Source organism: Flagellimonas sp. B-3 (genome assembly GCF_056857835.1).
The window spans coordinates 68,711-87,297 of the sequence record NZ_JBSXNW010000022.1 but is presented as its reverse complement, the minus strand read 5'-3'; the positions used below and the strand labels follow the sequence as shown (position 1 = coordinate 87,297).

15 protein-coding genes and 2 riboswitches are annotated in these 18,587 nt (G+C 42.7%); all 15 genes read right to left on the bottom strand.

From position 1 onward, the window contains the following. Positions 1–2 precede the first annotated feature (2 nt). On the bottom strand, positions 3–1,004 hold the full coding sequence (locus AC13CS_RS10330) for a homocysteine S-methyltransferase family protein (RefSeq protein WP_293167966.1): 1,002 nt from the start codon (positions 1,002–1,004) through the stop codon (positions 3–5). A 108-nt stretch (positions 1,005–1,112) separates the two neighbouring features. Then, positions 1,113–1,221: riboswitch (SAM riboswitch) on the bottom strand. A gap of 110 nt (positions 1,222–1,331) precedes the next feature. Beyond that, the gene (locus tag AC13CS_RS10325; RefSeq protein WP_293167806.1) at positions 1,332–2,393 is read right to left on the bottom strand and encodes an NAD(P)/FAD-dependent oxidoreductase; all 1,062 of its coding nucleotides are present in this window, start codon (positions 2,391–2,393) and stop codon (positions 1,332–1,334) included. Between the two features lie 74 nt (positions 2,394–2,467). Beyond that, complete coding sequence (gene cobA / locus AC13CS_RS10320) at positions 2,468–3,244, bottom strand: uroporphyrinogen-III C-methyltransferase (RefSeq protein ID WP_293167808.1); 777 nt, start codon at positions 3,242–3,244, stop codon at positions 2,468–2,470. Beyond that, a complete protein-coding gene (locus AC13CS_RS10315) occupies positions 3,237–5,327 on the bottom strand; it encodes a HEPN domain-containing protein (protein ID WP_293167810.1) in 2,091 nt (696 codons plus the stop codon). The genes cobA and AC13CS_RS10315 overlap by 8 nt, the downstream gene beginning before the upstream one ends. Positions 5,328–5,398: 71 nt before the next feature. Then, positions 5,399–6,646, bottom strand: a complete 1,248-nt coding sequence (locus AC13CS_RS10310; RefSeq protein ID WP_293167812.1) for a GTP-binding protein — start codon at positions 6,644–6,646, stop codon at positions 5,399–5,401. Between the two features lie 12 nt (positions 6,647–6,658). Further along, positions 6,659–7,567 carry a sulfate adenylyltransferase subunit CysD gene (gene cysD, locus AC13CS_RS10305; RefSeq protein ID WP_163625453.1) on the bottom strand — a complete coding sequence of 303 codons (909 nt, stop codon included), beginning with the start codon at positions 7,565–7,567 and terminating at the stop codon, positions 6,659–6,661. 94 nt (positions 7,568–7,661) lie between these two features. Beyond that, positions 7,662–8,285: a phosphoadenosine phosphosulfate reductase domain-containing protein gene (locus AC13CS_RS10300; RefSeq protein WP_293167814.1), complete on the bottom strand. Its 624-nt coding sequence runs from the start codon at positions 8,283–8,285 to the stop codon at positions 7,662–7,664. 11 nt (positions 8,286–8,296) lie between these two features. Beyond that, positions 8,297–8,560: a DUF2061 domain-containing protein gene (locus AC13CS_RS10295; protein ID WP_293167816.1), complete on the bottom strand. Its 264-nt coding sequence runs from the start codon at positions 8,558–8,560 to the stop codon at positions 8,297–8,299. A gap of 177 nt (positions 8,561–8,737) precedes the next feature. Continuing rightward, on the bottom strand, positions 8,738–9,145 hold the full coding sequence (locus AC13CS_RS10290; RefSeq protein WP_293167818.1) for an RrF2 family transcriptional regulator: 408 nt from the start codon (positions 9,143–9,145) through the stop codon (positions 8,738–8,740). Positions 9,146–9,200: 55 nt separating this feature from the next. After that, complete coding sequence (locus AC13CS_RS10285) at positions 9,201–10,367, bottom strand: aminotransferase class I/II-fold pyridoxal phosphate-dependent enzyme (protein WP_293167820.1); 1,167 nt, start codon at positions 10,365–10,367, stop codon at positions 9,201–9,203. A 42-nt stretch (positions 10,368–10,409) separates the two neighbouring features. Further along, a complete protein-coding gene (locus AC13CS_RS10280) occupies positions 10,410–10,760 on the bottom strand; it encodes a GIY-YIG nuclease family protein (RefSeq protein ID WP_313790351.1) in 351 nt (116 codons plus the stop codon). Positions 10,761–10,840: 80 nt separating this feature from the next. Next, complete coding sequence (thrA, locus tag AC13CS_RS10275; RefSeq protein WP_293167822.1) at positions 10,841–14,221, bottom strand: bifunctional aspartate kinase/homoserine dehydrogenase I; 3,381 nt, start codon at positions 14,219–14,221, stop codon at positions 10,841–10,843. A 28-nt stretch (positions 14,222–14,249) separates the two neighbouring features. Beyond that, positions 14,250–15,524: an O-acetylhomoserine aminocarboxypropyltransferase/cysteine synthase family protein gene (locus AC13CS_RS10270; protein WP_293167824.1), complete on the bottom strand. Its 1,275-nt coding sequence runs from the start codon at positions 15,522–15,524 to the stop codon at positions 14,250–14,252. 112 nt (positions 15,525–15,636) lie between these two features. Continuing rightward, positions 15,637–15,744, bottom strand: a riboswitch (SAM riboswitch). Between the two features lie 135 nt (positions 15,745–15,879). Beyond that, positions 15,880–16,566 carry a tetratricopeptide repeat protein gene (locus AC13CS_RS10265; RefSeq protein ID WP_293167826.1) on the bottom strand — a complete coding sequence of 229 codons (687 nt, stop codon included), beginning with the start codon at positions 16,564–16,566 and terminating at the stop codon, positions 15,880–15,882. Positions 16,567–16,580: 14 nt separating this feature from the next. After that, on the bottom strand, positions 16,581–18,515 hold the full coding sequence (locus AC13CS_RS10260) for a CocE/NonD family hydrolase (RefSeq protein ID WP_293167828.1): 1,935 nt from the start codon (positions 18,513–18,515) through the stop codon (positions 16,581–16,583). Positions 18,516–18,587 lie beyond the last annotated feature (72 nt).

Genomic DNA, 18,587 nt, shown 5'->3' with positions numbered 1-18,587 from the left:
AACTATGCTGGAGTCAGAAGTTTTCTCGGTTTATAATCTTTTACCACATCGGCAATAGCTTTGATATGTTTAGGGGTGGTACCGCAACATCCGCCAACGATATTCACCAGTCCTTTTTCTGCATATTCCTTAATCTGCACGGCCATTTGTTCGGGTGTTTCGTCATATTCGCCAAAGGCATTGGGCAATCCGGCATTGGGGTGGGCGGAGGTGGCAAATTCTGATTTTGCCGAAATCACCTCCAAATGGGGCACCAATTGTTTGGCTCCCAAGGCACAATTGAATCCAACGGATAAAATGGGAATATGGGAAACTGAAATTAGAAATGCTTCTGCCGTTTGCCCAGATAAGGTTCTCCCTGATGCATCGGTGATGGTGCCGCTGACCATCACGGGCACTTCTATATTGCGTTCGTCCTTTACTTCTTCAATGGCAAAAAGGGCTGCTTTGGCGTTGAGGGTATCAAAAATGGTCTCCACCAACAATATATCGGACCCACCATCCAGCAGGGCTTCTACTTGTTGTTTGTAGGCTATTCGCAGTTCATCAAAAGAGACGGCACGATAGCCCGGGTCGTTCACATCTGGGGACATACTGGCCGTTTTGTTGGTCGGACCTATGCTCCCTGCCACAAATCGGGGTTTGTCCGGGTTCCTTTTGGTAAATTCCTCCGCTACTTGCTTTGCAAGTTTGGCGGATTCATAATTCAGTTCATACACCAATTTTTCCATACCGTAATCGGCCATGGCTATGGTTGTACCCGAAAATGTATTGGTTTCAATGATGTCCGCTCCTGCTTCCAAAAACATTCGATGGATATCTTTGACGGCTTCAGGTTGAGTCAAGGACAACAAATCGTTGTTTCCCTGCAAATCACTGGGCCAATCCTTGAACCGTTCTCCCCTAAAATCTTCCTCCTCGAATTTATAGCGCTGCAACATGGTGCCCATGGCCCCGTCCAACACCAAAATCCGTTTCTTCAATATATCTTCAATTTTTTCCATAATACATTCTTCCTTCAAAAAAGGTTGTAATGGTATCAAGAAAAGTGCGGTAAATACTTTGATCATGTATTTTTTCGTTATCCTTCCCCAATGGCAGGATGTTGCTCCGTACTTTCCCGAGAATCGTTCAGGACAAGGGTAGAATGTAGCACCTTCTCGAAGTCGAGGGTTGCTAAGGCTTCAACGGGTCCAATCCCTCCACCTTTCTTGATAACACTTTCAACTTATAAATGAACTGAACTGCAAAGAAACGGTACTCCCCAGTGAAAAGCAAAAAAACCTTCCAAAATCGCTTTTGGAAGGCATTTTCGCTTCTAAAACAAATAATTAATTGATACTCTGCACTACTTCTTTTTTGGCCTCTTTTTTGGAACCATCAAATCCTTGCACACCGCCAACGGTGGTATATTTCATTACAAACCGCTTATCTGGATTGATGATTTGATAGGCAAATTGACACATCACGGCCGCTTCGTGGAATCCGGATAGAATCAGCTTCAGCTTCCCTGGATAGGTGTTGACATCGCCAATGGCAAACACTCCTGGAAGATTGGTCTGATAATCCTTGGCATTGTTAACTTTGATGGCATTTTTCTCAATTTCCAATCCCCAATTGCCCAATGGGCCCAATTTTGGAGATAATCCAAACAATGGGATAAAGAAATCGGTTTCCACGTAGGTCGATTCCTTTTCTTCATCGTTGTACTTGATCACTACGGCATGCAGGTCGTCCTTACCATGGATTTCCTTTACCTCGGCCTTGGTGTACAATTGAATTTTGCCCAATTTGGCCAATTCCCTTGCTTTTTCAACAGAGTCCAGTGCACCACGGAATTCGTTTCTACGGTGTACCAAGGAAACTTCGGAAGCCACATCGGCCAAAAAGATGGCCCAATCCAATGCAGAGTCACCCCCACCGGATATCACCACTTTTTTATCGCGAAACTGCTCTGGATCCTTTACCATATATTCCACTCCCTTACTTTCAAAGAGCCCAATATTTGGAATCATAGGTTTTCTGGGTTCAAAAGACCCCAATCCACCAGCAATTACAACAACCGGGGCATGATGTTGCGTTCCCTTGTTTGTGGTAACGATATAGGAACCATCTTCTTGCTTATCCAAGGTTTCCGCGCGTTCTCCCAAAGTAAAACCTGGTTCAAACGGTTTGATTTGCTCCATAAGATTGTCCACCAAAGTACCCGCTAAAATTTCTGGGTAGGCCGGAATGTCGTAAATGGGTTTCTTCGGATAGATTTCCGAACATTGCCCTCCTGGTTGTGCCAAAGCATCGATTAAATGACATTTTAGTTTAAGCAATCCTGCTTCAAATACGGTAAACAATCCTGTTGGCCCTGCTCCGATTATAACAATATCTGTTTTGATCATAATTCTCCTTTTAAATGCTCTTGAAGTCCCCTTTGGCTGCGCTCGGGGTGACATTCTTCGAGCTGACACTTGATTTAAATTTTCTCTAGCAATTTTTTTCCCTGGTGTTGATATTTATTTTGAATATCCAATACTGTTTGACGGTGATTGACCACTTCGCCGATAACTATGATGGCCGGATTGGACAACTGCTGCTCCTTTGCCTTGTGCTCAATTGAAGCAACAGTGCCAATACCGATTTTTTCGTTTTCCGTAGTTCCATTCTGAATAATGGCGACTGGAATCTCTCTTTTTCCTTCTTCTTTGAAGAGTTGCATGATTTCCCCTAATTTGGACATTCCCATAAGGATAATTATCGTTGCATTGGATTTTGCCGCCAAGCTTACATCGCTGGACAACTTGTGTTCCTTAGTAGTTCCGGTTATCACCCAAAAACTTTCGGCAGCACCCCTTTTGGTTACAGGAATGTTTTGTGATGCCGGTACGGATACCGAGGATGAAATTCCCGGCACTACGGCCACTTCTACCCCAAATTTTGATGCATGTTCCATTTCTTCGGCTCCCCTGCCAAACACAAAGGGGTCTCCTCCTTTCAATCGTACTACGTGCAATCCTTGGGTTGCCCGTTCCACGATCAAATCGTTGATTTGTTTTTGTTGATAGGCATAGCAACCTTTGCGCTTGCCCACAAATATTTTCTCCGCATGTGGGGCGTGCTCCAACAATCTGGAATCGACCAAGGCATCGTATAGAACCACATCTGCACTTTGCAGGGCCCTAACCCCTTTTAGGGTAATCAATTCCACATCTCCCGGGCCTGCGCCCACTACTGTCAACTTTCCGCTATGCATGTTCCAACTCTAATTTTCTGTATGCTTCCAACCGATCCAAAACATTTTTCGCATCTTCTAAATAGCTTTTTGCAAAGGCTTCGGATGGTTTGTTCTTGTTTAATTGAAGGGCTATTTTATCAAACCCGCCCTCAAAACCAATTTTTCCTGTTTCCACATACAGCTTATCAAAATCCCTAATGATACTTGCATGGGTATTGACCTTAACTTTCTCTGCTGTCAACAATGCTTTGGCAGAGTTTACAATAGATTGATAGGAGTAGTAGATACTTGCCGCCCATTTTCCATCATTGATGGCTTCTTCGGCATTTTCTATTTTTTCTTGGCTCTCAAAGAAAAGTGTGGCCACTAGATCTACGATGACTCCGGCACATTCTCCAATTCCTATCTCTTTTTTATATTTTTCCTCGTTGCCCCAATCGATAAAATCTTCTTGGGTAAGATTGTCCACATCGGTAAGTGGTTTTAGGAAATCGTAGAAATAATGTTGTCCTTTTTCCTCGTAATAATCGGTAAAGGATGCTCCGTTTCCATTGGCCTCAAAATCATCCAAAATAAGACGCAATGCCTGTGGCCCTCGCTTACTTGGAATTTTGGCCACTTTATCGGCAAATCTTGCATTGCCATCGCCAAAATTTCCTCCTCCCAACAAAACCTGAAGTGCTGGTGCCACCAATTTATCCTTGGTACGCACGGACATTCCCTGAAACCCGATATGGGCCATATTGTGCTGTCCACAAGCGTTCATACAACCACTGATCTTGATAACGACATCCGGATTTTTGATGTACTGTGGGTATTCTGCCTTGATTACACGCTCCAGCTCATCGGCAATACCGGTACTACTGGCAATTCCAAGGTTACAAGTGTCTGTTCCAGGGCAAGCTGTAATGTCCAAAGCTTTATTGTAACCTGCTTCGGCAAAGCCCAATTTCTTCAGCTCTTGGTAAAAGAAAGGAACCAATTCCTCTTTTACGTAGGGAATCAGTATATTTTGTCTGAGGGATAAACGAATCTCCCCAGCTGCATAGTCCTGTACCAATTTTGCCAGCTCACGGGCTTTATCGGTATAAAAATCGCCCAAAAGCACTTTTATACCAATGGCTACATAGCCTTCTTGTTTTTGAGGGACCAAGTTGGTGGATTTCCACTCTTCAAAAGCCTCTTGATCCTCAATGGCAACATCTGGAGTTTCAACCTCAGCAACTTTTACTTTGGGGTAATCCTCAAAGTTAATGGGATAGGTCTTGTGCGGGATGGCCAACTGTTCTTCATCGAGCAATTTTTTGAAACCATCCAGACCAATGTCCTTCAACAAGAATTTCATACGGGCTTTTGCCCTACTCTTACGTTCTCCGTATCTATCAAATACACGGATTACGCCTTCCATCAATGGAATTATTTTATCCGTGGGCAAAAAGCTGTACAATTCATCGGCATGGCGTGGTTGTGACCCCAATCCACCAGCCAACATTACTTTAAAGCCTCTTTCGCCATCTTTTTCTTTGGCAATAAAGCCAAGATCGTGCATGTAGGACAAGCCGGTATCTTCATCGCTGGCGGAAAAGGAGACTTTGAATTTTCTTCCCATTTCCTGCCCAATGGGATTTCTTAGGAAATACTCGAACACGGCATGGGCATAAGGCGAAACATCGAAAGGCTCGTTTACATCGATACCTGCCGTTTCACTTGCAGTAACGTTACGAACAGTATTCCCACAGGCTTCCCGAATGGTTACTTCATCTCTTTCCAATTGGGCCCAAAGCTCAGGGGTCCGTTCCAAATCCACGTAGTGAATCTGAATATCTTGACGGGTGGTGATATGCAATCGCCCCCGTGAATATTCATCGGAAACATCAGAAATTCGAAGCAATTGATTGGAAGTGACTTTACCATAAGGCAGTTTTATCCGAACCATTTGCACCCCTGGTTGACGCTGACCATATATTCCACGGGCCAAACGAAGACTTCGGAACTTTTCCTCATCTGTATTTCCTCCTTTGAACTCTCGAATTTTTTTCTCCAATTCAATGATGTCCTTTTGTACAACTGGGTTTTCTATTTCTGTTCTAAAGCTTTGCATAATCTATTTTTCCTATCTATTTTATAGAGTTATTTCAAAAAACTCCCTTATCTTCCAATTAATGGAAGAAATTATTCAATAAATCCTACGCCTGCGGTGTTGTTTGTTCGACTATCAATAATGATAAAGGAACCGTTTGTACGATGGTCCTTGAACCTATCATAAAAAATAGGCTTGTTCAATTTTAAGCGCACTTTTGCGATGTCGTTCATTTGAAGTGAAGTTACATTCTCTTCAATTCCTGAATAATCTGGATGAATCTTATGTTCAATGGCATCGACCTTGGCCAGTACTTTATTTACCCCATGCTGAAGCACATACTTTCCTCCTGGGGTAAAGTTGTCACTGTCCATCCAAGATACGGTAGCGGTCAATTGTTTGTCCACAGTAGGCAAATCACCGGCTTTTACCAACATATCCCCACGGCTTACATTCACCTCGTCTTCCAAAGTAATGGTAACCGAGGATCGTCTTGGTGCTGTTTGGTATTCCTTATCATAAAAATAAATGGTCTTTATTTTGGATCGGGTCATCGATGGCAATACCACTACTTCATCGCCTACTCTTAGCTCTCCACCATACACTTTCCCTGCGAATCCACGGAAATCATGGAAGTCTTCGGTTTTTGGTCGAATTACATACTGTACTGGAAAACGTGGTGTTCCTGTATTGTAGATGTCTTTTTGATCGAGTTCTTCCAAGTGTTCCAATAAGGTTTGCCCTTGATACCAAGGTGTATGCTCGGAACGGTTCACTACGTTGTCCCCTTTTAAGGCACTAACGGGTATAAAGGTTATGTTTTGATCTTGATAATCTCTTTTCCCCATCAATTCTGAAAAATCGGCCTTGATTTTGTTATAGGTTTCTTCCGAAAAATCCACCAAGTCCATTTTATTGATGGCCACGATAACATCTTTCACCCTCAACAGGTTGTTGATGAAAAAGTGGCGGTGGGTCTGCTCGATTACTCCTTTTCGAGCATCGATCAAAATAATGGATGCCTGCGATGTAGAGGCTCCGGTAACCATATTTCGAGTATACTCCACATGGCCAGGGGTATCGGCAATAATGTAACTTTTGGATGGGGTTGAAAAGTAGATATGGGCCACATCAATAGTGATGCCCTGCTCTCTTTCGGCCACCAATCCATCGGTTGCTAATGAAAAATCGAGATAATCGTATCCTTTTTGTTTGCTGGTCCTTTCAATGGCCTCCAATTTATCGTCGGTCATTGATTTTGTATCGTACAGCAATCTTCCGATCAAGGTACTTTTACCGTCATCTACACTTCCTGCTGTTGCTATTTTTAAAACTTCCATTTCTTCTTCCAATTAAAAGTAACCTTGTTGTTTCCGTTTTTCCATTGCGGCTTCGGAACGTTTGTCATCAATCCGTGCGCCTCTTTCCGAAATTCTGGAATCCCTGATTTCGGCCACTACCTTATCTATGGTATCGGCATGGGATTCAACCGCTGCGGTACAGCTCATATCTCCCACAGTTCTAAAACGCACCATTCTTTCTTCCACTTGCTCATCGTCTGCCCTAAAAACCACATCATCTTCAGCGGACCAAATCAAGCCATCCCGCAGGAAGGTACTCCTTTTGTGTGCAAAGTAAATGGATGGAATTTCTATGTTTTCTTTTTGGATATAGCTCCAAACATCCAATTCGGTCCAATTACTTATGGGGAATACCCGCACATTTTGTCCTATCTCGATTTCACCGTTGAGCATATCGAACAATTCGGGTCGTTGGTTCTTTTCGTCCCATTGTCCAAAATCGTCACGCACTGAAAAAATACGCTCTTTGGCCCTTGCCTTTTCCTCATCTCTTCGGGCTCCACCGATACAGGCGTCGAATTTAAATTCTTCGATGGCATCCAACAGGGTTGTGGTCTGCAACATATTCCTGCTGGCATATTTACCGGTCTCTTCAACCACTTTTCCCTCATCAATGGAGTCCTGAACGTTCCGCACAATCAGTTCCACACCTAGTTCTTCGACCAATCTGTCCCTAAACTCAATGGTTTCGGGAAAGTTATGTCCCGTATCAATATGCATTAAGGGAAATGGTATTTTGGCGGGCCAAAATGCTTTTTGGGCCAAACGTACCAATGTAATGGAATCTTTTCCTCCGGAAAATAACAGTACAGGTTTTTCAAACTGTGCCGCCACTTCGCGAATAATATAAATTGCTTCATGTTCCAGAGCATTTGCGTTTGGTCTTTCAACTCCGTTCAAGGTCTCTGGCTTTTTTATTTCTTCTGTAAGTGTACTCAAAGTTCAATTTTGTTTTTACCTCGTGCTTACGCTCAAGGGGACAATTACTATTTTATTAGGTATGCAAACCACATTCGCGGTTCGCCAATACTTTGGTCGGATCAAAATATTTGTGTTCGTTCGGCAACCCTTGTGCTTTTAAATAAGCGTCCAACTGGGTGTCGCTCCAATGGTAAAATGGGCTCACTTTAAGTACGCCGTCTTTGCTCAAACTCAAAACATCCAAGGAATCTCTGTGGGCGGTTTGGCCTTTGCGTAGATTTGTGAACCAAACATCTGGTTTGTGCTCGGCCATTGCCCTACGGAAAGGTTCCAACTTCACCTGTTCCGTAAACTCTTTGTGCAAGGGATCATCTATTTGTGGAATCCCCATAACTGCATCGCGGTGGGAACTTGTTTGTTTTGGTACATACAATTTTATGTTGAGTCCCAATCTTGAAATCAACTCTTCGGCATGTTTATAGGTTTGAGGTGTATTGTAGCCCGTATCGCACCAAATTACCGGAATGCTTTTATCCACTTCGGTAACTGCATGGAGGATGGCCACCTCGTATGGTCTAAAATTAGTGGTGACCACGGATTTTTTACCATGACCTATTGCCCATGATATGATTTCCTCTGGTGGAATGCCCTTAAACTGGCGGTTCAAATTCTGTATTTCTTCTTGCGTCAATGCCATTGCCATTAATTTTATTTACCCCATTTAATGGAGTTCCATATTCTCTCGTGAAAAAAATAAAGCACCATTTTGGTGACCAGTTCCACCAATCCAATTGAAAAAGCCATACTTAAGGTCCCTGTTACAACCCAAGATATCAATATAGTATCCAGAGTACCCACAATTCTCCAACTTATGGATTTTACGACACTTCTTTTGGGGCTTTCCGAAGTGCTGTCCTTTGTATAAGTACTTTGCTCCTTGTCGCTTTTTATTATCAACTGATCAGTAATCATTTTTAAACTTTTATTACCCTACTCAATTGGTAGGGATTTCAAAAGTAAAATTATTTTTCTGAAGAAAAAGCAAAATGAATCATAAATTTACTTTTACCCTATAGTTTTAGTAGATTATCGATAATTAATAGGGAATTTTGAGAATTTTTAAGCTAAAAATAACCGTGAAGCATTGATTTAGAGCAAATCGGCCAGCGTATTATTTCGGTAAACATCGAGTGCACTGTCCCTTACCTGAAGCATTAGTTTGTGGACCGAGCATTCCTCCTCATCCGGACAGTCATCACATTTTTCGTAGAAATTGAGGCTTACACAAGGTACCATGGCAATCGGTCCTTCCAAAACCCGCATTACGGTGGTCATGTGGATATCCTTTGGTTCCTTGATCAAATAATACCCCCCTCCCTTACCTTTTTTAGAGCCCAAAAGTCCATTTCTGCGGAGCATGAGCAAAATACTTTCCAAAAACTTTTGGGAAATATTTTCGTGTTTAGCAATCTCTGCAATTTGAATGGGCTCTCTACCCTCTACTTTAGCAAGGTAGGTAAGTGCTTTGAGTCCGTATTTTGTTTTCTTGGAGAGCATCGCACGAATATAGGGAAAATTAACAATCTACCTCTAAAACCAATTTTCAGAAAGATTACCCTAAAGCCTGCTCAATATCGGCAATAATATCATCAATATGCTCTAGGCCCACGGACACCCGAACCATTCCATCGGAGATTCCCACAGCCTCACGTTCTTCTGTTGTGAGTTTACTGTGGGTAGTGGATGCGGGATGGGTGACAATGCTTCGGGCATCACCCAAATTGGCAGATAAGGATAATAGTTGAATGCTATCAAAAAATTCCCTGCCTGCTTCCAGACCTCCTTTTACTTCAAATGCCACCACACAGCCTCCTGCTTTCATTTGTTTTTTGGCAATTTCGTGCTTGGGATGTGATTTTAAGAAAGGATATTTTACCCACTCGATTTTATTATGACCTTCCAAATAAGTGGCCAGTTTCAAGGCGTTTTCACAATGCCTATCTACCCGAACAGCTAAGGTTTCCAAACTTCGGGACAATACCCACGCGTTGAACGGTGACAATGCAGGGCCAGTGATACGGGAAAAACGATATACTTTATCCATCAATTCACCGCTACCTACCGTGATTCCGGCCAGCACCCTTCCTTGACCGTCCATTAACTTGGTTCCGGAGTGAATCACTAAATCGGCACCAAATTTTATGGGTTGTTGTAAGTATGGGGTTGCAAAGCAGTTATCAATTATAAAAATGAGGTCATGCTTTTTGGCAATCTTGGCCAACACTTCCAAATCCAACACATCTACTCCCGGGTTGGTAGGTGTTTCCGCATAAAGTATCTTGGTATTGGGTTTGATCAATCCCTCAATCTCCGATAAATCATTGGCATCAAAATAACTACTTTCGATGTTCCAATTAGGAAAAAACTGAGTGAACAGAGTATGTGTGGAACCAAAAATACTTTTGGATGATATTACATGATCGCCGGCATCCAGCAAGGCCGCCAAGGTGGAAAAAACTGCCGACATGCCCGAAGCATAGGCAAAACCACTCTCGGCACCTTCCATCTTGCATACTTTTTCGATGAGTTCGTTCGAATTTGGGTTGGAATATCTGGAATAAATATTCCGGTCCTTTTCCTCCGCAAAGGATGCGCGCATATCCTCCGCATCTTCAAAAACAAAGCTCGATGTCATGTAAATTGGACTGGAATGTTCCAAATTTTGACTGCGCTCCATTTGCGTTCTTATCGCTTCTGTTTCGAATTGTTTGCTTTTCATCACGTTCTTTTTATTTGGTGGCTGAGCGTAGTCGAAGCCACTTTATTTTTTCACCTTATAATATTTAAAATTCGTCTGGTTCTTGCACTCAGCCAATTCTGGAAGATCATCCAATTTTCCTCCTACCAATGCCTCTTTTTTCGCCCTTGACCAACCTTGGATTTGCTTTTCACGTTCAAAAGCTGTTGCAATACTCAGGTACTCTTCAACATATAACAGCTCTACAGGCAACCTCTTTTTGGTATGATTGGCTCCCCGACCATCTTGATGTTCCTTTAACCGTTTATCCAGATCTATCGTACTTCCAGTGTAATAACTGCCATCGGAGCATTCCAATATGTACACATAACCTTTCATCCGTTGACTATTGTGGCTTCGACTCCGCTCAGCCACCGTTACGATTTTTTTAACTAGCTATTTCGACTCCGCTCAGCCACCAGAACTCAAAACACGGTAACTAAGCGAGGCCGAAGCTATATCTTCTCTGCTATTCTTAATATGTCACCAAATACGCCTCTTGCCGTTACGGCCGCTCCAGCTCCAGCTCCTTGAATCACCAAGGGGTGTTCCCCGTAGGACTCCGTATAAATCTCAATAATGGAATCGGAACCTTTTACCTGCCCTAATGCACTTTCTTTGGGCGCAGAAATCAATTTCACCTCCAAAACACCCTTATCTTGTTGCAAATCGCCATGTAAGTCCCCCACATAACGTAACACATGGCCTGCTGATTGGTTCTGTTTGATTTCTTTATAAATTTCATCCATTTCCCCGATGCGTTCCATAAATTTTTCAAAATCCAAGGTTTGCAGCTCTTCGGGAATCAGGTTTTGTACATCAATATCGGAAAACTCATTTTGAAGATCTAGCTCCCTGGCCAGAATCAACAGCTTCCGACCTACATCGTTCCCGGACAAATCTTCCCTTGGGTCGGGTTCGGTGAACCCACTTTCCATAGCTTCCCTTACAATTTCCGAAAAGGAAACATCTTTCTCCGAAAAAGTATTGAAAATATAACTCAACGACCCAGAGAACACCCCTTTGATCCGCGTAATGTTCTCTCCGGAAAGGTGTAACAATTTAATGGTATCAATTAGGGGCAATCCTGCCCCTACATTGGTCTCGTAGAGATATTGTTTTTGATTTTTATCCAAACACTTCCTAATGGATTTATATTTCTCAAAACCCAGCGTATTTGCTATTTTGTTTGATGAAACCAAATCGAAGCCATGTGCTATTAAGGGTTCGTACTGCTCCACAAACGTTTTGCTCGCCGTATTGTCAACCGCTATCAGGTTCTCTAAATGATGCTGTTTGGCAAAGGCCATTATATCACCAATCTGATAGGGTTGCCCCTCTTTTTCCAAACGTTCTTTCCAATCGGCACCAACCCCTGAAGCATCCAAAAGCACTTTTTTGGAATTTGCTACGGCAAACACTTTTAAGTCAATGCTTTTTCTTTCCTCAATACTGTTTTTGGAATCCAAAATCTGACTGATCAGCGTGCCCCCTACATTGCCATGTCCAAACAATGCCAGATTGATTTTCTTGGCAATCCCGAAGATTTGCCCATGAATCACATTGATGGCCTTGTTCAAATCGGATTTCCTCACCACCATACTCACATTCTTCCCGGTAACCGTATTGTTGAAAAGCAAGGGCGTGATTTGGTTTTTGGCCAATGCATTGAACGGCTTGTGGAAGCTGCTCAAATCCATCCCAACAATGGAGATGACGGAGACATCCTTCACCACCGAAATCTGGTTGATGTCCTGGGAAGAATAATCCGTCTCGAATTCTTGGTCCAGCACTTTTTTGGCCTTATCGGCTTTGGATTCGTCCACAACAAGGCCAATGCCCCGTTCCGATGACCCTTGGGAAACAATCCCGACACTGATGCCATTTTGGCCCAAGGCTCTAAAAATCCGCATGTCCACACCCACTTTTCCGAGCAGTCCCCTACCCTCTAAATTGATAAGGGCCATGTTATCGAGCACCGAAAGGGATTTAATTCCACCATTGTCGGTTTTCGGCCCGATCAAGGTTCCTTCGTTGTCATCGTTGAAGGTATTGCAGATACGCAGCGGAATATTTTTCTCGATCAATGGAATTATGGTTTTCGCATGGAGAATGTTTGCCCCGAAATTAGCAAGTTCATTGGCTTCACCATAGGATATCACATCAATCAACTTGGCATCCTGTACCAAATCTGGATTGGCGGTAAAAATACCGTCCACGTGGGTGTAGTTGATCAGTTCGCCCGCGTCCAAAAAGTTGGCCAACAAAGCTGCTGAGTAGTTAGTTCCATTTCTTCCCAAAGTAGTGGTCGCCCCTTCTTTGTTGGAAGCGATAAAACCGGTAACAACAGGAATGGTCCCAGCTTTCAGGTTGTGGAAATATCGAATCACGTTTTCTTTGGAAAGTCCCTCATCTACCTCCGCATTGCTAAAACTATCATCGGTTTTGATGAGTTTACGGGAATCCAACAGCTCTGCTTTGATTCCCTTTGCGTTCAACGCAGCAGTCACATATTTCCCCGATATCAGTTCGCCGAAGGACAATACTTCATCCTTGGTTTTTAGACTGTAATCCCCAGTTAATGAAACTCCGTTCAATATTTTTTCAATGGCGGCCAATTCTTTATCAACTGCTACCGCATCAAAATTGTTTTTCTGATAGTCGGCAAACTTTTTTAGATCTGATTGGAAGTCGATTCCCTTGGCAGCTTTTTCCAGTAAGTTTTCCAACTGGTCCGTGGCCTTTCCGCGAGCGGAAACCACAACCGCGAAGTGTTCCTCTTCTGTATACCTTTTACTGATGATGTTCAGCACACGTTGTATGCCTTCGCCATTGGCCAAGGATTTTCCGCCGAACTTCAAAATTTTGATGCGTTCCGTATTTTTCTGAAAAACAGTCTCCAACAATTTTTCCAATTGTTCAAACTCCATTAAAAAAGCGTCGTGACCGTGTACCGATTGTACTTCACCATAGGTAACATTGGTGTTTGCCTGGGCCAATCTTTTAAAAGTTTCCTTGTTCTCTTCTGCGGTAAAGAACAAATCAGAATTGACCCCGATGATATGAATTTTAGTATCACTTTCTTGCAACGCCTTGAAAGCCTCTTCCCCATTACGGGTAATGTCGATGGACTTCAACAATTGGTTCATCAACTTATATGCGGACAACTGAAAACGCTCTTGCAGTTTTTCACCATGGTGCATCAACCAAGATTCCACATTAAAAACCTGTAGCTCTTCGTTTGTACTTCTTTTGAATCGCTCTTTGAAAGATTCGGGAGTACGGTAGCACAACATCGCGTGCATACGGGCATCGTGTACGGGCTGTTTGGAGTTGACCAAAAACTGCTCTTGAATCTGACAATTGGCAATCAACCAATCCGTAGATTTCCAATCAGACGCCACAGGAATCAAGTGTTTCGTAATATTTGGGTTGATGGCTGTCATTTCCCAAGCAATTCCACCTCCCAATGAACCACCGATAATGGCGAACAATTTATCAATCTTCAACTGCTCCAATCCCCAGAGAAACATTCTGGCAATATCCCCGGCCACAAAATCCTTGTAGTTTTCGATAATAAAACCATCGAAACCATTTCCTGGGATATTGAATGCCAAAATGGTGTACTTCTCCGTATCGATACATTTGCCATCCCCTATCAAATCGGACCACCATCCATCTTTTCCCGCTACGTTGGAATTACCCGTGAGCGCGTGGTTTACCAAGATTATGGGTGCCGAATGCAAGGGTTTCCCAAATATCTGGTAGGATAACTCAATATCCTGCTCGATGCCACTCAGCGTTTTAAAATTTTCTATTTTCAGATACTTTAACATAGCTATTCCATCACATTATTAACTCCGATTAAATGCTTGCAAAGGCATTTTTTAAATCTGCCTTTAGATCGGACAAATCTTCCAAGCCTACGGACAATCGAATCAGGTCTTGAGTTACCCCTGCGGACTCTTGATCTTCTGCACTCAACTGTTGGTGCGTTGTACTTGCAGGGTGGATGACCAAGGATTTTGTGTCGCCAATATTGGCCAACAACGAAAATAGTTTGGTCTCGTCCGCAATTTTCTTGGCGGCTTCATATCCTCCCTTGACACCAAAGGTAACAATACCACTTTGTCCATTGGGCAAATACTCATCTGCCAAGGCTTTATAGGCACTGGAATCCAACCCTGGATAGTTTACCCACTCGACCTCTTCCCTGGTTTCTAGCCATTGTGCCAACGCAAGGGCATTCTCGCTGTGTTTTTTCATGCGAATTTCCAAGGTTTCCAATCCTTGAATAATCTGAAAGGCATTAAAAGGGCTCAAGCATGCCCCGTGATCCCGTAATCCTTCCACCCGCACCTTGGCAATATATGCGGCGGGGCCAAGTGCATCGTGATAGACCAATCCGTGATATCCTGGAGAAGGTTCAGTGAATTCCGGGAACTTACCATTGGCCCAATCAAAATTACCTGCGTCGATTATAACGCCGCCCAGAGCCGTTCCGTTACCATTTATGTATTTGGTAAGGGAATGAATGACAATATTGGCCCCGTGTTCGATTGGGTTCAATAGTGCTGGTGAAGCAACGGTATTATCCACAATAAATGGCACCTGTGCTGCTTTTGCTTCTTTGGAGATTGCTTTTAAATCCAGTACATCCAACTTTGGATTGCCCAAGGATTCCACAAAAAAAGCTCTGGTATTCTCCTTTACGGCTTTACCAAAATTGGATGGATCCGATGGGTCTACAAATGTTGTGGTGATGCCCAAACGGGGCAGGGTAACGCTAAATAGGTTATAGGTACCACCATACAAGCTGTTGGAAGCTACGATATGGTCCCCGGCTTTGAGCAACACCAACAATGCGGTGTTTATCGCTCCAGTTCCCGAAGCTGTGACCACTGAGGCAATTCCGCCTTCCAAAGCGGCAAGTCGCTGCTCCAGAATATCGTTTGTCGGGTTATTGATCCTTGTGTAAATATTTCCAAACTCTGCCAAAGAAAAAAGATTGGCCGCATGATCGGAATCGTTGAACACATAGGCTGAACTCTGATAAATGGGCACCGCTCTTGTTCCTCCGTTTGCTGTTACATCGTGTCCTGCATGCAGGGCATTGGTAGAAAATTTTTGATCGCTCATGACTTTGCTTTTTTTAATTGTTAAAACGAAAAATTAAAAAGTCAAACCCTTAGCCCGTGGGCGTAAGAAAATCAAAAAGTTATAAGAAAATGAAATCGAAAATGGTCGATTGTCGTTATCTATACCCAACTGGGATAGAATGTAGCACCTTCTCGGCACTGGGGGCCAAGGGTTGCTAAGGCTTCAAAGGGTCTATTCCCTCCACCTTTCTTGATAACTAATCAATACTTGTTTGAACTTCGAACGACAAATATACTGATGGAATTATAGAATTTCCTAATCTTTTTGGTTTTTTTCCAGAATGAACTTTTTTGCACTTTGTAGGTCTAATCGAATAATTGATTTTTTTGATACCTTAGTCATAACAAACTCGATTTATTTCTTCCTTGGATTCTTCGAACCCTAAATTGGCAGATACTTTAAAATAATGACAAGCTTGAATTGAATCATTTAGTCCCATAAAGGAATGACCTATCCAAAAATAACATTCAGCTTTTCTATAATTTGTATTCAATACCTTTTCAAAATCCTGAATTGCTTTCTCAAATTCATCATTTTTAAAATAAGATGTTGCTCGTCCAAATCGAATTTCATTCTTGTACAATGAATAATTTGAATCGTTATCAATATCTCCAATCAATCTTAAATTTACCTGAATAGACTCGCTAGACAATGCACCCTCAGTATTCAATGCCTGACTGTAAAATTGAATTGATTTGTCAAATTCCGATAAGTTATAATAACAATTTCCCAGATTAAACAGTGCCAAAGTATTGTCGCTATCAAAATTTAAAATAGACTCAAAATCTTTAATTGCTTCCGCGTCACGTTCTAACTGAATCTCACAAAACCCCCTTTGAAGTAACGCAGGTCTGAATTTCTGCCGTCTTTGGATGGCTTTATTGAACAGTTCAATCGCCTGCTGATAATTACCCTTTTCTACTTGTTCAGCTCCTAAATAATAATATTCCTCTGGTGAAGTAAACTCACAAGAAACATTAAAGAGTAAAATCAATATGAAAACTAAAAGATTCCTGAGCATATTAGATAAAAGTATTACTTCAGTACCTTAAACTCAATATTGGAATCGGTAAAAACAGTGTGGGTCTGTGTTTTGAAATCATCTTCATCCGCCTTAAAGATATTCTCCACATACGTTTGTGGATTCAAATCGATAAGCGGGAACCATGTGCTTTGCACCTGAATCTGCAATTTGTGCCCCTTTTTAATGGTGTGGAACACATCCTGAAGCTTGATGTTTACATCGGTTTTTTTATTTGGCGTAAAAGGTTCCGGGTCGGAAAAGCTGTTCCTGAACCGACCGCGGAGCACCTCGCTCCTTACCATTAAATGGTAATTGCTCATTTTAAGGTGGTCTTGCATTTCCTCATTGGTCTCGGCATCCGCTGGGTGCACATCGATTACTTTAACAATCCAATCGGCTGCCGTGCCCGTGGTGGCCACTTTTAGTTTAGCCAAGATATCTCCTGCCAAAGTGAGGTCTTCCTCCATCACATCGGTTTCGAACACCAAAACATCGGAACGGCGAGCGGCGAAACGCTGGTCGTCCGTCATGTATTTTCTTGGAGTGAAAACGGTCTTCACATCTTCGGAATAGGGAACAGGTTTCTTTACATTACTGATAAACTGAATTCCCGTAGTTCCCATTTGCTCGGAAGTGAGTTCTTGGTCATCGGAAAGATACATAGTTTGTTTGGTGGCATTCTCCGGTGGCCAGTCATCATACTTTTTCCACTCTTTTCTACCCGTATCAAACACATAGGCTTCGGGCAAGCCTGAATCCATATCGCCTTCTCCTTTTAGGAAGTGGTTGAAGAACTTCGTCTCAATTTCTTTTTGAAAAAACAAGGAAATGGAATCTCCAAAATAGTAGTTGCCCACCGTATTGCGCTGTTTGTCCCTAGCCCAAGCTCCGTGATCCCAAGGTCCAAAAACCATGGTATTGTAGTTGTCCTCGTTATATTTTTCAATGTTTTTGTAGGTTTCCAACGGACCATAAAGGTCTTCGGCATCAAACCAGCCTCCGACAATCATGGTAGCCACACTGCTCTTTACGTCTTTAAGGTGTTGAATCAGTCCCTTACTTTGCCACATTTCATCATAATTCGGGTGTTTCTTCAATTCGTTCCAAAAGAAATCATCCGTAACACCTTCGGGACGTATGGTCGGGGTGTCGGCGGTTTCGTATTCAAAAAAGTAATCCAAATTTTTAAGTGGACCTGCATCCAAAAAGAATTGGTACTGATCTTCTGTTGGAAGTTCTGGCAAGGTATACCAAGCTGTATCAATGGGCTGGTCACCATTGGGACGCGGTGTTCCAAAAAGTGATGTTGCCCTGAAATAACTCAACAAATAGGCTCCGTTGTGGTGAAAATCATCAAAAAAGAAATCCCCTATACTGGCCTGTGGTGAAGCGGCTTTTAACGCTGGATGTGCATCCACGGTGGCATAAGTAGCATAAAATCCGGGATACGATATTCCCCAAACGCCAACATTTCCGTTGTTGTTCTCCACATTGTTCACCAACCATTCAATGGTATCGTAGGTATCCGAACTTTCGTCCACTTGGTCATCGGAGGTTTTATTGGGAATATAAGCTCGCATATTTTCGTAATGCCCCTCGCTGAGCCATCTTCCCCTAACATCTTGGTAAACGATGATGTTCCCTTCTTTCATCAAGTGCTCGTTGGGACCAATTTTGGTCCTAAAATTACCCTCCCCATATGGTCTAGAGCTATACGGAGTGCGCTGCATAATGATGGGATATGCTTTGGAGGTATCCTTCGGGGAATAAATGGTGGTATGCAGTTTTACCCCGTCCCGCATTTCAATGTCCACTTCTTTTTTGGTGTAATTGTCGGCGACATAGGTGTCGACCGCTTTTGTTTCGGTCTTGGTTGTTTTTTTACAACTGACGGTCACCGTCAACATTAAAATACTTAGAAACAGGATGCTAACTGAACTTCTCATATGTACTCTTTTTAATAGGCTAAAACTACTAAAGTTCGCTGGAGTATACCAATAAAAAAAGGAGCCTCGTTG